This is a genomic window from Collinsella phocaeensis (assembly GCF_900119895.1).
Lineage (GTDB): Bacteria > Actinomycetota > Coriobacteriia > Coriobacteriales > Coriobacteriaceae > Collinsella > Collinsella phocaeensis.
Genome location: NZ_FQLR01000004.1, coordinates 730,131 through 749,546 on the forward strand (window position 1 = coordinate 730,131; position 19,416 = coordinate 749,546).

The 19,416-nt window shown below is 65.2% G+C and carries 16 protein-coding genes and 1 pseudogene; 11 read left to right on the plus strand and 6 right to left on the minus strand.

What is annotated here, in order from left to right; translation table 11 throughout:
- Positions 1 to 314: 314 nt before the first annotated feature.
- Positions 315 to 740: a helix-turn-helix transcriptional regulator gene (locus BQ7355_RS05205; RefSeq protein WP_205407569.1), complete on the minus strand. Its 426-nt coding sequence runs from the start codon at positions 738 to 740 to the stop codon at positions 315 to 317.
- Between the two features lie 144 nt (positions 741 to 884).
- On the opposite strand from BQ7355_RS05205, the pseudogene BQ7355_RS05210 reads away from it, so the two are divergent.
- A pseudogene (locus BQ7355_RS05210) lies at positions 885 to 1,514 on the plus strand (amidohydrolase family protein); the annotation flags it as partial.
- 254 nt (positions 1,515 to 1,768) lie between these two features.
- Here the strand turns inward: BQ7355_RS05210 and BQ7355_RS05215 are convergent.
- Entirely contained in the window at positions 1,769 to 1,963 is a 195-nt protein-coding gene (locus BQ7355_RS05215; protein ID WP_072415239.1) for a hypothetical protein, read from the minus strand.
- Between the two features lie 560 nt (positions 1,964 to 2,523).
- Here BQ7355_RS05215 and BQ7355_RS05220 point away from each other — a divergent pair.
- The 3 genes from BQ7355_RS05220 (at position 2,524) to grcA3 (ending at position 5,833) form a co-directional block, all read left to right on the plus strand.
- Positions 2,524 to 2,964, plus strand: coding sequence for a PTS-dependent dihydroxyacetone kinase phosphotransferase subunit DhaM (locus BQ7355_RS05220; protein WP_072415240.1), 441 nt, complete (start codon positions 2,524 to 2,526; stop codon positions 2,962 to 2,964).
- Between the two features lie 314 nt (positions 2,965 to 3,278).
- Positions 3,279 to 5,399 carry a formate C-acetyltransferase gene (gene pflB / locus BQ7355_RS05225; RefSeq protein WP_072415241.1) on the plus strand — a complete coding sequence of 707 codons (2,121 nt, stop codon included), beginning with the start codon at positions 3,279 to 3,281 and terminating at the stop codon, positions 5,397 to 5,399.
- A gap of 182 nt (positions 5,400 to 5,581) precedes the next feature.
- Positions 5,582 to 5,833, plus strand: coding sequence for an autonomous glycyl radical cofactor GrcA3 (gene grcA3 / locus BQ7355_RS05230; RefSeq protein ID WP_072415242.1), 252 nt, complete (start codon positions 5,582 to 5,584; stop codon positions 5,831 to 5,833).
- 240 nt (positions 5,834 to 6,073) lie between these two features.
- On the opposite strand, the gene BQ7355_RS09370 is transcribed toward grcA3, so the two are convergent.
- Together BQ7355_RS09370 and BQ7355_RS05235 are read right to left on the minus strand one after the other, a co-directional pair.
- Positions 6,074 to 6,412 carry a hypothetical protein gene (locus BQ7355_RS09370; protein WP_240307324.1) on the minus strand — a complete coding sequence of 113 codons (339 nt, stop codon included), beginning with the start codon at positions 6,410 to 6,412 and terminating at the stop codon, positions 6,074 to 6,076.
- Positions 6,361 to 7,209 carry an SLC13 family permease gene (locus BQ7355_RS05235; RefSeq protein ID WP_240307325.1) on the minus strand — a complete coding sequence of 283 codons (849 nt, stop codon included), beginning with the start codon at positions 7,207 to 7,209 and terminating at the stop codon, positions 6,361 to 6,363. The genes BQ7355_RS09370 and BQ7355_RS05235 overlap by 52 nt, the downstream gene beginning before the upstream one ends.
- Positions 7,210 to 7,740: 531 nt before the next feature.
- On the opposite strand from BQ7355_RS05235, the gene BQ7355_RS05240 reads away from it, so the two are divergent.
- Complete coding sequence (locus tag BQ7355_RS05240; RefSeq protein WP_072415243.1) at positions 7,741 to 9,045, plus strand: O-acetylhomoserine aminocarboxypropyltransferase/cysteine synthase family protein; 1,305 nt, start codon at positions 7,741 to 7,743, stop codon at positions 9,043 to 9,045.
- A gap of 183 nt (positions 9,046 to 9,228) precedes the next feature.
- Positions 9,229 to 10,908 (plus strand): energy-dependent translational throttle protein EttA, encoded by a 1,680-nt coding sequence (gene ettA / locus BQ7355_RS05245; protein WP_072415244.1) that lies wholly within the window; start codon positions 9,229 to 9,231, stop codon positions 10,906 to 10,908.
- A gap of 356 nt (positions 10,909 to 11,264) precedes the next feature.
- Here ettA and BQ7355_RS05250 read toward each other — a convergent pair whose 3' ends face one another.
- Positions 11,265 to 12,797: a hypothetical protein gene (locus BQ7355_RS05250; RefSeq protein ID WP_072415245.1), complete on the minus strand. Its 1,533-nt coding sequence runs from the start codon at positions 12,795 to 12,797 to the stop codon at positions 11,265 to 11,267.
- A gap of 523 nt (positions 12,798 to 13,320) precedes the next feature.
- Between BQ7355_RS05250 and BQ7355_RS05255 the strand changes: the two genes are divergently transcribed.
- Complete coding sequence (locus tag BQ7355_RS05255) at positions 13,321 to 13,926, plus strand: helix-turn-helix domain-containing protein (RefSeq protein WP_072415246.1); 606 nt, start codon at positions 13,321 to 13,323, stop codon at positions 13,924 to 13,926.
- Between the two features lie 257 nt (positions 13,927 to 14,183).
- Positions 14,184 to 14,816 (plus strand): helix-turn-helix transcriptional regulator, encoded by a 633-nt coding sequence (locus BQ7355_RS05260; protein ID WP_072415247.1) that lies wholly within the window; start codon positions 14,184 to 14,186, stop codon positions 14,814 to 14,816.
- A 123-nt stretch (positions 14,817 to 14,939) separates the two neighbouring features.
- On the opposite strand, the gene BQ7355_RS05265 is transcribed toward BQ7355_RS05260, so the two are convergent.
- Positions 14,940 to 15,701, minus strand: coding sequence for an SDR family NAD(P)-dependent oxidoreductase (locus BQ7355_RS05265; RefSeq protein WP_072415248.1), 762 nt, complete (start codon positions 15,699 to 15,701; stop codon positions 14,940 to 14,942).
- Positions 15,702 to 16,053: 352 nt separating this feature from the next.
- Here BQ7355_RS05265 and BQ7355_RS05270 point away from each other — a divergent pair, with 352 nt between their 5' ends.
- The 3 genes from BQ7355_RS05270 to BQ7355_RS05280 all read left to right on the plus strand — a co-directional run bounded on the left by BQ7355_RS05270 (position 16,054) and on the right by BQ7355_RS05280 (position 19,378).
- Positions 16,054 to 16,785, plus strand: a complete 732-nt coding sequence (locus tag BQ7355_RS05270; protein WP_072415249.1) for a helix-turn-helix transcriptional regulator — start codon at positions 16,054 to 16,056, stop codon at positions 16,783 to 16,785.
- 727 nt (positions 16,786 to 17,512) lie between these two features.
- Positions 17,513 to 18,262: an SDR family NAD(P)-dependent oxidoreductase gene (locus tag BQ7355_RS05275; RefSeq protein ID WP_072415250.1), complete on the plus strand. Its 750-nt coding sequence runs from the start codon at positions 17,513 to 17,515 to the stop codon at positions 18,260 to 18,262.
- A 111-nt stretch (positions 18,263 to 18,373) separates the two neighbouring features.
- Positions 18,374 to 19,378: a 2-keto-3-deoxygluconate permease gene (locus BQ7355_RS05280; protein WP_072415251.1), complete on the plus strand. Its 1,005-nt coding sequence runs from the start codon at positions 18,374 to 18,376 to the stop codon at positions 19,376 to 19,378.
- The last annotated feature ends 38 nt before the right edge of the window (positions 19,379 to 19,416 follow it).

Below are 19,416 nucleotides of genomic sequence, written 5' to 3' on the forward strand. Positions count from 1 at the left end.
GACGGGCGCTTCTTTTCATGGCGGGGGCTTTGGCCGGCGATCGCATCCTTCGATTTTGAGGCGCCGACCCGATCGTTGCCTGTCCGTTCATGGCGGGGAGGGGTCGGAAGAATCCTCTCACCCTCGAAGTGAGTGGATTTTTGCAAGCTGTCTCGCTAGCCGGCCGCCAGGGGTCCGATTTGGCCTGAGAATCCCCAGTTGATCACTTTATCATGAGAAAGTGTACCGGAGGCGCCCGTCATTTTCCACTCACTTCGGGGGTGAGAGCCGGGACGGACCCCCTATACGGGTCGCATGCGGTCGCTGTGGAGGGCCTATTCGGTGGATTTCGCCCCGATCGTTTCCGTTTGCATGCGGTCGCGCAGCTCTTCGCGCGAGGACACGCCGACCTTCTCGTAGATGTGGTGTACGTGCGTCTTGACCGTGCCGATCGAGATGGTCAGCTCCTCACCGATTTCGCGGTTCGTTCTGCCGGCGACAAGCAAGCAGAGCAGCTCCTCCTCGCGCCGCGTGAGCCCGTAGCGGTTGGCGAAGGCGATGGGCTGCAGGTCGCGCGTCGCTTGCTGCACGCCGCATGCACGTAGCGCCAGGTAAGCGATGCCGATCAGGGTAAACATCAGGCCCATAACCTCGAAGGGGATGCTTCGTGCATAGGGGGAGGGGAGCGCGAGATCGGCGATTTCCGCAAGGCAATATACCGTGCATAGGCCAAGTGCAAACCGGCTGCGTTTTTGTTCCACAAGGCCGCAGGTTCGAATGTTCTTCCAAAGCGTTCCTGCGATGGGCCATATGCGCGAGTCCGTCGGTCTCGGTCCCGATTGGTATGGTGAGCCCATCTGGCCGGAAGAGCAGTTTAAGCAGATGGTCAAGGACTTCGACGCGCCGGCCTGCAGATCCACGTGCATGCGATCGGCGACGGCGCCGTCAAGCGCACGATCGATTCCTATCTCGAGGCCATCGAGGCCAACGGCGATCGCGATCATCGCCACACCATCACGCACGTGTGCGCCATCACCGACGAGGACATCCAGCGCATGGCGGACAACGACATCATCGCCTCGCTGCAGTTCCTGTGGATGTACGGCGACCCGCTCTACGAGCTCGAGGTCTCCTACATCGGCAAGGAGCGCGCCGCCGCCATGTACCCGGTCAAGAAGATGCACGAGGCCGGCGTCCACATCACGGGCGCGTCGGATACCCCGGTGACCCCGTACGTGGTGACCGACGAGTTGGAGATCGGCATCACGCGCAACAGCCCGTTCGAGGGCGAGGAGGAGACCGACATGACCCGTTGGCCCGCCCAGGCGCTCGCGCCGTACCAGAAGATGGAGATCTACACCAAGAACTCCGCGTACCAGAACTTCATGGAGGACATGGTCGGCACCATCGAGGTCGGCAAGAAGGCTGACATCGTGGTCCTGGACAAGAACCTCCTCGATATCGACCACATGGAGATCAACGAGTCCAAGGTGCTCTACACGGTCTCCGACGGCCGCATCGTGTACAAGGGCTAACGGGCCGATTCAAGGCTCGGTGGGCCGCCAGGCTCTTCGGGTCAGGGCATAGGGCTTCCAAGAGGGCCATCCTCCCAGGCGCGCGCTTCGGCGTGCCCGCCCTCTTGTCGGGCGCGGGGAGCTCCCGGTCCGATCCGGCGCGACGGGCGGAGCGGTCGACGGCTGTGTCCACCCGATGTATGAAAAACCGCCCCGCGGCGTGTGGCGCGGGGCGGCGAGGGGGGAAGCGTGAAATCGGCGCAGGCCGGTGTTCCCTAGATCGATGCGGCGTAGGGGCGAGGCCTCCAGACGGTGTCTTCCGTCGGCTCCTTCTGGGCGGCAGCCGCCTTCTTGAGGTTCGTTCGCCAGGCGCTCGCGTAGGCGCGCTTGAGTGTACGCACGCTTTGGGTCACCTTCTGGGCGAGGTGAGGGGAGTCGTCGGTCTTGGATGCCATCTTCTTGTGGCGCATGGTGTATCAGCTCCGTTTCCTGCCGCCGGGTATCCGGCGTCTATTGAGCACCACCCTGCTTGTACCGCGCGCGTCCTCCGCTTATGCCGAACCGCCCCCATGTTCCGGGGAATCCACAATCCATACGCAAACGACGGAGACGCGGCAGGTCGGGGGACGCAGCGCGCCGGGGGCGTGCCAATGGGGACGTGCCCCTTTGGCACGCGGGTGCCGATTTTGGGTACAACCGTCCCCAAACGGATTATGGGGAAGCCTGTGTCCATTCCGAGGCGCGATTCTGGGCGCAACCTTCCCCACGGCGGCATTGGGGAAGCCCGCGCCCATTTCGGCGGTGGATTCCGGGTGCGACTGTCCCCACGGTGGCATCGGGGAAGCCGGTTCCCAGCCCGTCGCAGATTCAGGCGCGCCAAAAGGGACATACCCCTTTGGCGCGCGGGTGCCGCTTCAGGGAAGTCCGCGCCCGCCGGCGCCGTCGCCCGTGTGCGCCGACGCGTTGCCGTTTCGGCTGCATGAGAGGGCTCCGTGCGGGTACCATGGATGCTGCACGGAAAGGAAGGCCCATGATCGGCATCGTACTCGTCTCGCATACGCCCTCGCTCGCCCAGGCGACGGCGGAATTCATCGCCGCCTGCGCGCCGGACGTCCCGGTCGCGCTCGCGGGGGGCAACCGGTCGGGCGGGTTCGGTGCAAGCTACGGCAAGGTCGTCGAGGCCCTGCGCAGCTTCGATCTTGTTGGAGGGGATTCCGCGGAGCGGGCGCCCCTTCCGGATGCTTCCGTCCCGTCCCGCACGGTCGACGGCGTCATCTTGATTCCCGACCTGGGGTCCTCGGCGCTCACGTCGCGCATGGTGCTCGCCGATCGGCCCGATCCGCGCTGCGTCGTGGTGGATTGCCCCTTCGTCGAAGGCGCCTTCGAGGCGGCGGTGCAGGCCCAGGCGGGAACGTGCTTGCCTGAAATCGTCGAGTCTCTGAGGTCGGTCCGCTCATTGCGCAAGCTGTAGGCGACCCGACGGTCTTTGACGGTCCCGCCCGTCCCGCGGCGCTGTCCGGGAGAAACAGCGAAAGAGCAAGATTCGGTAAGTTTGCTCAAGTTGACTTGTAATCAGAACGTAAAAACTGTGCTATGCTCGCTACGTATTCTCGGTGAGCGGTTGAAAACGCTGTGTGGAAGGCACATTGCGACGGTCCGTATGAGAGAGACGGCTACCGTTTGCAGGCTTTGCGCACCTCAGCGCTCCTCGGGAGACACTCCCAATTGGCAGTGCGGCTCGTCTGCTCGTGTCCGCACACGACCCGCGAGGAGCGTGGTTATTCAATGCAGGAAGCATGGGAAGGCTTCAACGGAGGCAACTGGCAGATCGAGGTCGACGTCCGCGACTTCATCCAGAAGAACTACACCCCCTACGAGGGTGACGAGTCCTTCCTGGCCGGTCCGACCGAGCGCACCGTCAAGCTTTGGGACGAGGTCATGGGCCTCATGCTCAAGGAGCGCGAGCAGGGCGGCGTCCTGGATATGGACACCAAGGTCATCACCGGCATCACCAGCCACCAGGCCGGCTACATCGATGCCGAGCACCCCGAGCTCGAGACCATCGTCGGCCTCCAGACCGACAAGCCCCTGAAGCGCGCGCTGCACGTCAACGGCGGCATCCGCATCTCCATGCAGGCTGCGGCCCAGCACGGCTACGAGATCGACCCCGACGTCGTGCACGAGTACACCTACGAGCGCAAGACCCACAACGCCGGCGTCTTCGACGTCTACACCCCCGAGATGCGCGCCTGCCGCTCCGCCCACATCATCACGGGCCTGCCCGACGGCTACGGCCGCGGCCGCATCATCGGCGACTACCGCCGCGTGGCCCTCTACGGCGTCGACGCGCTGATCCGCGACAAGGAGCAGCAGAAGGCCTCCACCCCGGTCGTCATGACCGAGGAGAACATCCGCGACCGCGAGGAGCTGCAGGAGCAGATCCGCGCCCTCGGCGAGCTCAAGGAGCTCGGCCGCATCTACGGCTTCGACATCTCCCGCCCCGCCGCTAACACGCAGGAGGCCATCCAGTGGATGTACCTCGGCTACCTCGCTTCCGTCAAGGAGCAGAACGGTGCCGCCATGTCCATCGGCCGCACCTCGACCTTCATCGATATCTACGCCGAGCGCGACCTCGCTAACGGCACCTTCACCGAGGAGCAGATCCAGGAGTTCGTGGATCACTTCATCATGAAGCTGCGCATGGTCAAGTTCGCCCGCACCCCCGAGTACCAGAACCTCTTCTCCGGCGACCCGCAGTGGGTCACCGAGTCCATCGGCGGCATGGGCGTCGACGGCCGCACCCTCGTCACCAAGATGAGCTTCCGCTATCTCCACACCTTGGAGAACATGGGCACCAGCCCCGAGCCGAACCTCACCGTCCTGTGGAGCACCCGCCTGCCCAAGGGCTTCAAGGAGTTCTGCGCCAAGACCTCCATCGCGTCCTCGTCCATCCAGTACGAGAACGATGACCTCATGCGCGTCTACCACGGCGACGACTACGCGATCGCCTGCTGCGTGTCCTCCATGCGCGTCGGCAAGGAGATGCAGTTCTTCGGCGCTCGCGCCAACCTGGCCAAGTGCCTCCTCTACGCGCTCAACGGCGGCGTCGACGAGGTCTCCAAGAAGCAGGTCGGCCCGAAGTACCGCGCCGTCGAGGGCGACACGCTCGATTACGACGACGTCATGAGCAAGTACAAGGACATGATGCAGTGGCTGGCCGGCGTGTACGTCAACTCGCTGAACATCATCCACTACATGCATGACAAGTACTGCTACGAGCGCATCCAGATGGCCCTGCACGACAAGCACGTCCATCGTTGGTTCGCCACGGGCATCGCCGGCCTCTCCGTCGTTGCCGACTCCCTCTCCGCGATCAAGTACGCCAAGGTGCACCCGGTTCGCGACGAGCAGGGCGTCATCGTGGACTTCGAGATCGAGGGCGACTTCCCCAAGTACGGCAACGACGACGATCGCGTCGACGTCATCGCCCACGACATCGTGCATCAGTTCATGGAGTACATCCGCATGAACGACACGTATCGCAACTCCGTGCCCACGACCTCGGTGCTCACCATCACCTCCAACGTCGTGTACGGCAAGAAGACCGGTGCCACGCCTGACGGCCGCAAGGCCGGCGTGCCGTTCGCCCCGGGAGCCAACCCCATGCACCAGCGCGACACCCACGGCGCCATCGCCTCGCTGTCCTCCGTGTCCAAGCTCCCGTTCCGCGACGCCCAGGACGGCATCTCCAACACCTTCTCCATCGTGCCGGGCGCGCTCGGCAAGGAGGACCAGGTGTTCTTCGGCGACCTGGACCTCACCGGCGACATCCAGATCGAGAACCCCGTGGCATGCTGCGACTGCACCGACTCCTCGGCGCCCGAGGGCGCTGTCGACGGCGAGTAGCCGCAAACGGCGGACGGGCCCTCGGTGCGCTGATGGCGCGCGGGTCCGTCCCGGTGCCTCGCGGGTGCAGAAAGACACCCGCGAGGCACCATCTATAGGATATAATCCTAGTAACACTTTGCGCGGAGCGAATCGACGAGAGAGGCGAGGCTGCCCGCGCGCATCCGATCAAGGAGGCACACATGAAGGTTGCAGACGTCCCCCAGGTACAGGCCGATAACCTCGTGGGCATGCTCGATGCCTACACCGAGAAGGGTGGTCACCACCTGAACGTCAACGTGTTCAACCGCGACACGCTGCTCGACGCCCAGGCCCACCCCGAGAAGTACCCGCAGCTCACCATCCGCGTGTCCGGCTATGCGGTCAACTTCCACAACCTCACCAAGGAGCAGCAGGACGAGGTCATCTCCCGTACCTTCCACGAGGGTATGTAAGAGTCGCTTGTCCAGTTGATTCGCTGCAAGGGCGCCCGAGTGATCGGGCGTCCTTCTTCTTTTTCACGCCGGCTCCGCGCTCAGAAAGGGGACAGGCTCAAAAAGGGGACAGGCACCGAATTGAGGTCTCAATCCGAGACCCGGTTCCGCGGCGGGCGACAGGGCCCTCGCGTCAGAGGGGACGCGCCCTCTCGGCGCGACGGCGTGTCTCAGGTCTGTCAAGAAGGGGACGCCCGTCGGCTAGCCCATCAAGAACGGCGCGAGAGCAAGCAGCGGCACGAGCAGCACGATGTTCGCGGCGGTGAACCAGGCAAGGTAGCGACCTGTCCGAGCATGGGGCATCTTGGCGTAGATACGCAGCGAGATGAGGCTCGCCAGGCTGGCGACCGGCATCCCGAGGCCCCCGATGTTGGTGCCGACGAGCAGCGCACGCGCGTTGTCGGTGAATCCCGAAAGCATGATCACGGCGGGCACGTTGCTGATGACCTGGCTCGCGAGTGCGGACACCATGACCTCCCGTCTCCGGATCATGTCGCCCACGAGCGTGACCACGGGCTCGACGTGCTTAAGGTTTCCCACGAATACGAAGAAGCACACGAACGTCGCGAGCAGGCTGTAGTCGACGGCGGCGAAGACGCGCCGGTCGAGTGCGAGGCAGCCGGCGACCACGGCGACGCAGCACCCCCCCATCCGACGAGATGACCCACGCAGGCAAGGCAGATCAGGAAGAGCAGCAGGTACAGGGCGAGCAGCTTACGGTCGATGGGGGAGGGTCCGAGCTCGCGCTCCGTCGCGATGTACTCGGCGGGGACGAACAGGACGAGCGCCGCGCACGCCAGGTAGCCGACGGCGTCGAAGGGGAGCATCGTCGCGAAGAAGGTGCCCAGGTCCATCCCGAAGGCGGAGACGAGATAGATGTTCTGCGGGTTGCCGATGGGCGTGCACATGGAGCCCAGGTTGGCGGCGACGGTGAGCGCGACGACGGTCGCTATGGTGGCGCGGGGGCTCGCGCCGAGGAAGAGCGCCAGGGCGAGCGGGACGAACGTGATGAGCGCGACGTCGTTGGTCACGAGCATCGAGCTCGCGAACACGACGTTCATGAGCACGAACGCCAGGCTGCGGGCGGAGCTCACGCGGCCCATGAGCCAGTCGCGAACGCGTTCGAGGAGTCCGGCTCGTCCGAATCCCGCCACAACGGTCATGAGGCAGAACAGCAGGCCTATGGTGCGCATGTCGATGTAGCCGGCGTAGACGCCGGCGGTCTTCGGGGTGAGCGGCAGCGCGGCCATGGAGACGAGTGCCGCCAGGGCGGCGATGACCAGCACGGTCTCGGATGCGAGGAAGGACCGTATGCGCGCGAAGCGGTGTCTCGTCATGGGGATGCCTTTGCAAGAGCGTTGAACGGCATCGATGATACCGTCTTGCGCCCTGAAGCGGACAGCCCGGCGCGGCGCGCACGGAGACGGCGGGCTGTCGGCGCGCAGCCGGCATGAACGAGAGCGCTGCGGGACGGGGCCATGCGATGCGGCTCCACGGGCGTCTCGATGGACGTGAGATGCCGTGCGCCCCGGTGGGCGAGACGCGATAGCCGACGCCCTCGCCGCCATCGGGAAACAAGCTTGCAACGAAGCGGGCCGCGCGATTGACGCGTCCCCGTCCGTCACGTACCATGCTCGCCAGCAACACACCAAACAGGTAGGAAATAAAAGGGAGGTGCACACCGATGCGAATGCTGCGAATGCCGTCCTCTCGGCTGCCCATACCGCCTGCCGCATCGGCACCGCACCGCACCTCGTCGCGATCTACGCGGTGACGTCCCCAAGATGCTGCGGGCTGCGGCCGGGAGACCCGAATTCCCGATTCACCGCGCGCTCTCGTGCGCAATCACAGCCCGATAGGAGCATCTCATGAGCACGTTTACCGACACCTCAGAGCACGTCTTCGCTTTCGACACCCTGCAGCTGCATGTGGGCCAGGAGCAGCCCGATCCCGCGACCGACGCCCGCGCGGTGCCCATCTACCAGACGACCAGCTACGTGTTCCGCGATTCCCAGCATGCTGCCGACCGCTTCGGTCTGGCCGACGCCGGCAACATCTACGGACGCCTGACCAACTCCACCCAGGCGGTGCTGGAGGAGCGCGTCGCGGCGCTCGAGGGCGGTGTTGCCGCGCTCGCCGTGGCCTCGGGCGCTGCGGCCATCACGCTGACCATCCAGGCCCTTGCCCGCGCCGGTGCCCACGTGGTTGCGCAGAAGACCATCTACGGCGGTACGTACAACCTGCTCGCGCACACGCTTGCGGATTTCGGCGTCGAGACGACCTTCGTCGATATCCACGATCTTGCCGAGGTCGAAGCCGCCATCCGCCCAGAGACGACGCTCGTCTACCTCGAGACCCTGGGCAATCCCAACTCGGATATCCCCGATATCGACGCCGTCGCCGAGCTCGCGCACGCGCACGCCCTGCCTGTGGTGGTGGACAACACCTTCGGCACGCCGTATCTCATCCGGCCTCTCGAGCACGGGGCGGACGTCGTGGTGCACTCAGCCACGAAGTTCCTCGGCGGGCACGGCACGAGCCTGGGCGGCGTCATCGTGGACGGCGGAACCTTCGACTGGGCGGCGAGCGGCAAGTTCCCCCAGATAGCAGATGCCAACCCGAGCTACCACGGCGTATCGTTCGCGGATGCGGCGGGTCCTGCCGCGCTCGTCACGTATGTGCGGGCAGTCCTGCTGCGCGACGAGGGGCCGTGCATCTCGCCGTTCAACGCGTGGATTCTGCTGCAGGGCGTGGAGACGCTCTCCCTGCGCATCGAGCGCCATGTCCAAAACGCGCTGCGCGTGGTCGAGTACCTGCAGGCGAGCCCGCATGTCGCGAAGGTCAACCATCCGAGCCTGCCCGACCATCCCGATCACGAGCTGTACCTCCGCTACTTCCCGAAGGGCGCCGGATCGATCTTCACGTTCGAGATCGTGGGCGGGCAGGAGGATGCGTGGCGCTTCATCGACCGCCTCAGGGTGTTCAGCCTTCTGGCGAACGTGGCGGACGTGAAGAGCCTGGTGATCCATCCTGCGACGACGACCCATTCCCAACTGAGCGCCGAGGAGCTCGCGGAGCAGGGGATCACGCCTTCGACCATCCGCCTCTCCATCGGCACCGAGGCGGCCGACGACATCATCTGGGACCTGGATCAGGCCTTCGCCGCGCTGTAGCGGCCCGCACTCCCGCTCACCTCAATTTGGGGGCGGTTCCTAAATTGAGGCCGGGGGAGCGGCGCCCCGACCGCGGTTCGCCGCTCCCCCTACGGCAGAATTCATCGAGAATTCCTGCAGCTCATGGTTTCATGCGACAATGACCCCGTATGACTGCATATCCCCGCAAGAAACGGAGCTGCAATGGCCGAGTTCATCTACTCGATGTATCAGGCGCGCAAGGCGCACGGCGAGAAGGTCATCCTGGATGACGTCTCCCTCTCGTTCTACCCGGGCGCGAAGATCGGCGTCGTGGGCCCCAACGGCATGGGCAAGTCCACGCTGCTCAAGATCATGGCCGGCATCGAGGAGGTGTCCAACGGCGAGGCCCGACTCACCCCCGGCTACACCGTGGGCATCCTCCAGCAGGAGCCCCCGCTGGACGACGACAAGACCGTCATCGAGAACGTCCGCATGGCGTTCGGCGACATTCTCGCCAAGGTCGATCGCTTCAACAAGATCGGCGAGGAGATGTGCGACCCCGATTGCGACATGGACGCCCTCATGGCCGAGATGGGCCGCCTGCAGGACGAGATCGACGCCGCCGACGGCTGGGACATCGATTCCAAGCTCGGCGTCGCCATGGACGCGCTGCAGCTGCCCGATTCCGACATGCCGGTGAACGTGCTCTCCGGCGGCGAGCGCCGCCGCGTCGCCCTCTGCAAGCTCCTGCTCGAGGCGCCCGACCTGCTCCTGCTCGACGAGCCCACCAACCATCTGGACGCCGAGAGCGTCCTGTGGCTCGAGCACTTCCTCAAGAACTATCCCGGCGCCGTCCTCGCCGTCACCCACGACCGCTACTTCCTGGACAACGTGGCGGAGTGGATCTGCGAGGTCGACCGCGGCCACCTCTATCCGTACAAGGGCAACTACTCCACCTACCTGGAGACCAAGGCGGCGCGCATCGCCGCCCAGGGCCAGCGCGACGCCAAGCTCGCCAAGCGCATGGCCTCCGAGCTCGAGTGGGTGCGCTCCAGCCCGAAGGCCCGCCAGGCCAAGAACAAGGCCCGTCTGGCCCGTTACGAGGAGATGGAGGCCGAGGCCCGCGCGAGCCAGAAGCTCGACTACACGGACATCCGCATTCCCGTGGGCCCGCGCCTGGGCTCCAAGGTCCTCGTCGCCGAGCACCTGCACAAGGAGTTCGACGGCCGCGTGCTCATCGACGACCTGTCCTTCACCCTGCCGCGCAACGGCATCGTGGGCGTCATCGGCCCCAACGGCGTGGGCAAGACGACGCTCTTCAAGACCATCGTGGGCCTCGAGCCGCTCACGAGCGGCAGCCTGGAGATCGGCGAGACCGTCAAGATCTCCTACGTCGATCAGATGCGCGGCGGCATCGACCCCGATAAGAACCTGTGGGAGGTCGTGTCCGACGGCAACGACTACATGATCGTGGGCGAGACCGAGGTCCCGAGCCGCGCCTACGTGGCGAGCTTCGGCTTCAAGGGCCCCGACCAGCAGAAGCGCGCCGGCGTGCTCTCCGGTGGCGAGCGCAACCGCCTGAACCTCGCGCTCACGCTCAAGCAGGGCGGCAACCTGCTGCTGCTCGACGAGCCCACGAACGACCTCGACGTCGAGACCCTCTCCGCGCTCGAGAGCGCGCTGCTCGAGTTCCCGGGCTGCTCCGTGGTCATCTCCCACGACCGCATGTTCCTCGACCGCGTGGCCACGCACATCCTCGCGTGGGAGGGCACGGACGAGAACCCCGGCAACTGGTATTGGTTCGAGGGCAACTTCGAGAGCTATCAGGCCAACCGCATCGAGCGCCTGGGCGAGGACGCTGCGCGCCCGCACCGCATCCATCGCAAGCTCACCCGCGACTAAGCGGCTTGCGGCATAGATTCGCACAACGGCGGTCCCGTGCATCTTCGCGCGGGATCGCCGTCTGTTGGCGGGCTCTCGGACAAGGTGCGGGCCCACCTCAATTCGGTGCCTGTCCCCTTTTTGAGGCGGGGTCGTTTCGGCTTGGGTCGTGTGTCGCAAGGAGCTGTACCCTTGCCCGTGCTATGCTCGAAATCGACAGTCGCCACATTGAGGTGGGCGGTTTCGCTCGAAGTCGCGTCGGTTCGGGACGCATACCAAAGAGGGCGTACCTCTTTGGTATGCCATGGGCTTCCGAGCCTCAATTCGGTGCCTGTCCCCTTTTTGAGGAGGGGAAGACGGGGTCGCACGCTACGGGGCTATCCCCTCACGGAGTAGGTGAGGGACTGCACCGCCCAGTCGCTGCCGTGGCCGCCCTTGCGGCGCACCTCGACGAGCACGCTGCAGCCGTTGTCCATGGGGAGCTCGAAGGAGAACCGGGTGCGGGTGCCGCGGATCGTCCCGTCCTCACGGGCCTGTCCGTACGCGGCGCAGAGCGCATCCATGACGGAGGCGCCGAGGGGCAACGTGCCCATCGCTACGCCGAGCAGCGCCGACGGGCAGTAGACCTCGCAGGAGAAGTCTTCGGGGTACGCGGCGAGCATACGCGCGGTCGGGATGCCCGGTTGCTCGGGCGCGGGCGCCGGTGCCACGGCGGGAGCGGGTATCGGCACCGGTACCGGCGCCGGTGCCGCGGCGTGGGCGGGTACGGGCGCGGGTGCCGCTTCGGAGGGAGCGTCGCTCGCCACCGGGGAATCGGCTTCCGGGGCGGATGCCGGGGACGCGCTCGTCGATGCGGGCGCGTCCGCAGGCACCGCCGCCTCATCCGCGGCCACCGGGGACGAGGCGGCGGCGAGCCCGGGAATGGAGGAGGGGTCGCATGCAGCAGCCGTTTCCGATACGGACTGGGCGTTGCCTCGCGCGGGGGCGTCCGGCCCGTTCTCATCCCGGCCGCATGCGTCAGCGGCAGGCGACCCCGCCGCTTCCGCAGCTCCTTGCGTGTCCGCCACGGCGGCCTTGCATGCACCGGCATCGCCGGCTGCGACATTCGCTTCTGCAGGGATGCTGCCCGTCTCGTCCGCAGCGCGGGAGGCCCCGGGCGTGGATTCGAGCGTCGTGACGCCTCCGTTGGCGTTCTCGGGATCGTAGATGACGGTGAGGGAGATGGCGGGCTGGGGGGCCTCCGGCTCATGGTCGGCAGCCTGGTTCGTCATCTCTTCCGGTTGGTCGGTAGCTTCTGCCGCCGGCTGTCCTGCGGGCGCGGGGTCGTGTCCGTCGCCAACCGCCTTGGCGTCGGCAGGCTCCTCGGCGGCTTCGGCGGAGCCGGCGGGCTCGGCGTCGTCTGCGTGCTCGGTGGGCGTCGACGGCGAGGGGTCCGCGCCCTCGGGTACAGATGCCGCGTCGGGCGCCTCGGCCGCATCGGGCTCGACGGGCGCCGCCGGCGCCTCATCGACCGTTGCCGGCTCCGCGGCGGGCTGCTCGCGCTTCACGCGCTTGGGCTTCACGGGCTTGAGGGACTTGTCGGCCTTCTTGCGCTTCCACGATTTCGCGCTTCCGCCCGTGGGCTGCTTGGCCGGCGCGGCGAGCGCTTCGTCCCATGCGGGCTGGGCGATCACCGTGGCGTAGATGCGCCCGCCCTTGAACACGGTGAGCTTGATGAAGTCGTCGAGCGCCTCCAGCAGGTCGCGCGTGCTCTCGAAGCCCAGGTTCCGGGCTCCGAGCTGCTCGGCCTCGAGGGCCTCCTCGAAGTTCGGCATGAGGGTCTGCTTGCCGGCGCCGATGGCGTCGCGGAGCAGGCGGTACAGGTAGATGTGGTTGCCGGGGGAGAGCTTCGGTTGGCTGATCTTGTTCATGCTGCCTCGATTCTCGGTGTGTTTCTCGTATGCAATAGTACCATCGCCCGCGGAGGGCTCGGTTGTCTCCGGGCGCCTGGCGGGGCGGACGCGATCGGGGCGCTCCTTCGGCGCGCGGGCCAATGCGTGCCAACCTGCTCCGGTTGCAGTGCCCGCTGCGAGCCTCGTCGCCGCCCATACTGCATCCGTCCTCAGAGGCATCGCACGCGAACGGCATCTTTCTTCGGCTTGTCCGCTGCCGCTCCCTGCCGCCGGGACCTTAAAAGAGCGTAGGACCTTTTGAGGGTTGAGGCTGTGGACATTTTCCTGTGCCTGTCGCCGCCTCGTCGCAGCCCGGTGCTGTCATGCCAGTGCGGTCGGTCGACTCTCGGAAACGTGACTGTCCTTATAATTGAGATATCGCAGGTCAAGGCGGCATGACAACCAGCCTTGACATCGTTTGCGGTATGCGTGGTCCCGCGAGCGGGCATACGGGGATTGCGTAGCCTATGATGAGGCAAACCTTCGAGGGATGGAGGCCGACATGAGCATCGCGCAGACCGTGGGCGCACGCATTCGTGCATGCCGCGAGCAGGCGGGATTGACGCAAGCCGAGCTCGCCTCCGCCGCGTTCGTCACGCGGCAGTCGGTCGGCAACTGGGAGGGTGGAAAGACGCTCCCCGACGTTCAGAGCTTGCAGCTGGTCGCCCAGGCGCTGGGCACCACCGTCGACGGGCTTTTGGGCGACGAGGTCCCCGCGATCGCGCGGGAGACGATTGGGGCCCGCCGCCAGCTCACGCGGTGCCTCGCTGCGCTCGCCGTCCTGTTCGTTCTCTATCTCGTCGTGAGCGTTATCGATGTGTCGTTCCTGCGCGGCGAGCCGAACTATACGGCGCGACTTGCGTGCAACGGCATCCGGATCACCCTGGCTGCGTTCTCCATTCCCGTCGCGAGGCGCATGCGCGAGATCACGCGCGGGCGCGAGTTGGGCGACGCGGTGGAGATCATGATGTTCGTCGAGGGCTATCCTGCGGGCCAGGAGCCGCCGAATAACGTCTTCTATCGCACGATCCTTACCAACATTCCCGCGCTGTACACGCTGTTCCTCGTGGCGCTCGCGGCGGTCTACATCGCCATCGTCTACGCCTAAACCCCAGATAGGGGCCGCCTCAAAAAGGGGACAGGCACTTTTCTGAGAACGGGCGCGCGCCGCAGATTGGCGGCAGGCGCTCGTTGGAGGCTCCAATATAGGCCTCCATGTGAAATCTCGGAGCGTTCCCCCAGCTCAGGGGCATGGCAAAGACGTTCGCCATGCCCCTATTGCGACGTTCGAGCGCGGCGATGGTCTCTATGGGGTATAACTTCGCGAAAGGCTATGCCCGCCGCGCGCTTTAGGGGGTGCCGATTATGCAGAACATGAGCGTGGGTCCGCGAATACGAGAGCATCGCGAGAAGGCGGGTTTGACTCAGGCGCAGCTTGCCGAGGCGGTTTTTGCCACGCGGCAAACGGTGGGTAATTGGGAGCGCGGCGTGACGCTGCCGGACATTCATAGCCTGCGGCTGCTGGCGGACGTCTTCGGTACGACGGCGGATGGGCTGCTCGGTGGCGATGCCGCAGAGCTGGCGCGTGCTGCAGCAGACGATAGGCGGTCTCTGCTGCGTTCCTTCGTCATCGACGTTGCCTGCGTGGCGGTGCTCATCGCGCTCGCCTTGGTCCGCGTGGGGCTGCGCGATCGTGCTGGAACCGAGGCGTCCTATCAGGGATGCAACCTGGTGCTCCTCGTTATCCAGTTTGTCACCATGGCGTACACGTGGAAGGCGACGTTCAGCAGGGATCGGGTCTTGAGGGCGCGCAACCTCATGGCGGCGACGGACGTGGTGGCGTTTCTGGAGGGGCGCGCGTCGCCGGATGAGCTGCCGCGCGACTGGTTCTATCGCTGGGTTCTCGCTAAGTGGGACTGGTGGCGCTACGGGGTCACCGCCGCGTTAGCCATCGCGGCGGTGGTGCTGGTGGCGAGCGCAACGATCGCGAGCGCCTGATTCCGCTGGGCGCGCCCGCTTTGCACTGCGGCGGCGCTGCCGTAGCAGGCCGCTGCATGACGACGGGCCCCTCGAGGCGAGGGGCCCGTCGCATGGGGGTGCTTCGATTGCCGTGCGTGAGCGTTACGGCATGATGCTGTTGGCGCCGTCCGCGATGACGCTCTGGCCGGAGAAGTAGCAGGAGCCCGGACCGGCGAGGAAGGCGATGACCGGGGCGATGTCGCCCTCGGGGTCGCCGAAGCGCTTCATCGGGTTGAGGTTGACCTGCTTGGCGTACTCCTCCGGGAACTTCTCGGCCCACGCCTTGGCGGCGGGGGACTCGGCGCCGGGCAGGACGATGTTCACGCAGATGCCGTACTGGCCCCACTCCTTGGCGGCGATCTTGGTCAGGCCGCGCAGGGCCTCCTTGTTGGAGCCGTAGGCGAGCTGGCCGGCGATGCCGAACATGCCGGTGGCGGAGGCGAAGTTGATGATGCGACCCTCGTGCTGCTCCTTCATGTAGGGGAAGGCGGCCTGCATGTAGTTGAGGGAGCCGATTACGCCGGACTGCCACGCCTTGAGCATGTTGTCGTACTCGGTGTCCTCGACGGGCTGGGAGGGGACGATGGCCTGGCCGTTGTTGACGATGACGTCGATGGAGCCGTAGGTCTCGACGGCCTTCTCGACGACCTCGAAGACGCGCTCGCGGTCGGTGGAGTCGCAGGTCATGGCGAAGCCCTCGCCGCCGAGCTCGCGGATCTCGGCGATAGTGGCCTCGATGGGCTCGAGGCGACGGCCGGTGGCGATGATCTTGACGCCGCGCTTGGAGAGACACAGCGCGATGCCCTTGCCGATACCCTGGCCGGCGCCGGTGACGACGGCGACCTTCTCGTTCAGTTGCTTCATGATGAATTCCCTCTCTTGAGATCCGTTGCCGCCGAGGCCCCTCAGGCCTTCACGCGCGGTCACCGAATCACAAGTCTGCGCGGGCTCGGCTGCGCGCCTACGCCGGCTCGGGCTTTGCCGGGCGGGCGGTGAGACGTCTGTCTGCTATCGGTTTGTCAAGTTTCATTTTCCTTTGCGAGGGAGGGGGCCTGTCTTGCGCGTTTTAAAAATGCCAGGTGGATGAGGGTGTAAAAGGATTTATACGCGAGAAACCGCGGTGAAACGCACCGCGCACCGTGCTGCCGTGGGTATAGTGGTCGCAGCGGGCACCTGTGGCGTGCGCCGCGAACCCCATAGGGATGCGGAGGTTGCCATGAGCGAATCGAGCTCGGGTCTCGTTGACCGTCGGTGCGATGAGGGTGTCGTTGCTTCGTCGCGGGAGTCCGGGGAGTCCGTACAGCAGGCGGGAGATGTGCGGCGAGTCGAATCCACGGTGGGCGCGCGCATCCGATCCCTGCGCGAAGACGCGGGTATGACCCAAGGCGAGCTCGCCGCGCGCGTGTTCGTATCGCGCCAGACGGTCATCAACTGGGAGAAGGGTAAGACGTTGCCGGACGTCGAGAGCGTGAAGTTGCTCTCGGCCGTGTTCGGTATTTCGCTCGATGCGCTGCTGGACGATCGCTCCGAGGAGTATCTCGAGCAGACCGCCCGACAGCGCAGGACGATCGTGCTCGCGCTTGCGCTGAATGCGGTGCTTCTCGTCGAGGTGCTTATCGGCCTCATCGTGACGACGCTGGCGTATGAGTTTCTCCCGTGGGATCAGGCGTATACGATCAGCCGGGTCGAGAATCTGGTGCGGTTCGCCGTCCTCATTCCGGCATCGGTGTTCGCAATGAAGATGGGCCGCATCAAGCGGGAGCACGAGCTTTCCAACATGCTTGAAATCGCGGCGTTCCTTGAGGGGTATCGACCGGGCGCGAAGCCGCCGCAGACTTTTATCTGGCGCCGCCTGCTGCCTCATTGGCCATTGTTCATAGGTCTCACCTGGGGGTTTGTTGTCGCGGCGACGCTTATTCCGCTCGTTGTTCTGCGCATGGCGTCGTAGTTGACTGGATGACGCGGAGATGCGGCCGGGCGACTTCGATCAGACGATTGCGGCCGGGTGGCTTTGGCCGTGCCGCTTGACGCTTGGAGGGCGGAGGGGCTTCGCCGGCCGATCCTGTGCGTGAAGTCGTCTTCCGACAAGGCAATCCTGAACGCGGAGATTCCGATCGGCTCTACATCGCACGGTCTCTTGGTGTTGTTTGCCGCCTCCCGAAGCGATTGGCTGCGCATGGGGCACGTTTTTCGTACGGGTTCAGAGAAGGCGAAAGTATGCTGCTGGAATCGCAAATCCCTACCCGGGGTTTTATGGGTGGGCAATTCGGTCTACTAAGGGATTTCCAGAAGCAATACGAAAAACGTGGTGCATTGGTGCCCCTGGGTGCGCTCAAGGCATGGTGATCGAGCAGATGGCAGAGGTTTCGCCGTGCGTCCAGCCGTCTGGGCGCGGTAATCGTGCCGTGTGGACGAGGAACCCGAGTGCTGAGCTGAAAAATTTATTATCGTAGGACTGCGCGCAAGACCAAATCAACCAAAAAACCCACATCGGGGATAGTTTTAATCTGTATATTAAATGTTTCTCATTATGTTCTCTGTATTTATATGGGGAATTACAGTATTTGCGAAACGCGAGAGGCCGTCACCACTACGGCTGCTGGATTGACGGTTCGCCGCCAGCGATGCTCCGACTTCCCGCAGAAAGCGCACCGAAGAGGGAAGGACGGAACAGCATGGCATTTGACTTCACGGGCAAGACCGCGATTGTGACCGGAGGTACCCAGGGCATCGGACTTGAGATAGCCAAGGGCATCGTCGAGGGCGGCGGGCGCGTCGCGCTCATCGCGAGGAACGCCGCCAAGGGCGAGGCAGCGGTGGCCGAGCTGGGCGAGGGCAACAAGTTCTACCAGCTCGACGTCGCCGATGCACCCAAGGCGCGCGAGACCGTCGAACAGATCTTCAAGGACCTGCCCCAGACCAACGTCCTCATCAACTGCGCCGGCGTGATCAGCACCAAGAAGTTCGATGAGATCGACGACGCCGAGTGGCGCCGCACCATCGACATCAACCTCAACGGCACGTTCACCATGATGAGCGCCGTGTACCCGCACTTCAAGGAGGCGCACGCCGGAACGATCGTCAACGTGAGCTCCGTTGCGGGCAAGATCGGCGGAGGCCTGCTGGGCACCGCTGCCTACGCCAGCTCGAAGGCGGGCGTCAACGGTCTCACGAAGGCGGTCGCCAAGGAGGGCGGCAAGTTCGGCGTGCGCTGCAACGCCGTGTGCCCGTCGCTCACCCTAACCGATATGACCTCCATCCTCTCCGACGAGAGCTCGCAGCGCATCATCAACGGCATCCCCCTGGGCCGCGCTGCCCAGGCGAGCGAACCGGCACAGATGGTGCTCTTCTTCGCATCCGACTTGGCGAGCTTCGTTAACGGCGAGATCGGAGACTGCGACGGCGGCATCGTCCTCGACGGGTAATGCGCCAGGTGAACGGGGTGTCTTGCCGCAGGGCGCACGCCTCGCAGCTAATGTAGACAATGCGGGGCATCGGGCCGCGAGCGCACGGCCCCGCGTTTTGAGGAGTCATATATGAGTGAATCCAAAGCAGGCGAAACCAAAGAGCCCTTCTTCAGAATGTCATCGATCCCCGGTGCCAACATCTTGGTGCCGTTGCTGTTGGGATGCCTGCTCAACACGCTGTTTCCCAGTCTGTTCGAGACGCTCGGAAGCTTCACGTTGGGCATGACGCAGCAGGGCGCGAGCCCGCTCGTGGGCGCCTTTCTCCTGGTCGTGGGTACGACCATTTCGTTCAAGAGCGCGCCCGCGGCGGCTGCACGCGGCGCCATCATCATCGCGGTGAAGCAGGTCGTCGTCATCGCCGTCTCGCTGCTCATCCTGTACGTGTTCGACGACAATCTCTTCGGCATCTCCGCCATGGTGATGCTCGCCGCCTGCACCGGCGCGAACAACGCGATGTACGCCGGTCTCATGGGTACCATGGGCAACGAGGCCGAGCGCGGCGCCGTGGCCATCACCACGCTGATCGTCGGCCCTCCGGTGACCATGATCGTGCTTGGCGCTGCCGGCCAGGCACCCATCGGCTGGTCCCTCGTGGGCGCCGTGCTGCCCATCGTGGTCGGCATTATCTTGGGCAACGTCTTCCCGAGCTTCCGCAAGATGATGGCGCCCGCGCTTTCCGGCATCATCGTGCTTGTGTTCTTCGCCATGGGTTCGACTATGACCTTCGGTCAGCTCGTCAACGGCGGCCTGCCCGGCATCCTGCTCGGCGTCATCTGCTCGGTGGTCTTCGCGATTCCGACCATCCTGGTCGACCGGCTCACGGGCGGCACCGGCGTGGCGGGTGCGGCGATCTCCAGCTGCGCCGGCGCGAACGTGGCGACGCCTGCCGCTATGGCGAGCGTCAACGGGTCGCTTTACGGCGGGGCGGTGCTCGCTACGGCAACGGCTCAGGTCGCGGCCTGCGCCATCGTCACGGCCATTCTCACCCCGCTGGTCACCAGCTGGTGCTATAGGCACTTCGGGGGCGAGGGCAAGAAGACGGAAGACGGCTCGGTTTCCGTCGCGAGGGCATAGGTGCCTTCGCTGCGGGGCGTATTGCCGGGCGTCGCGTC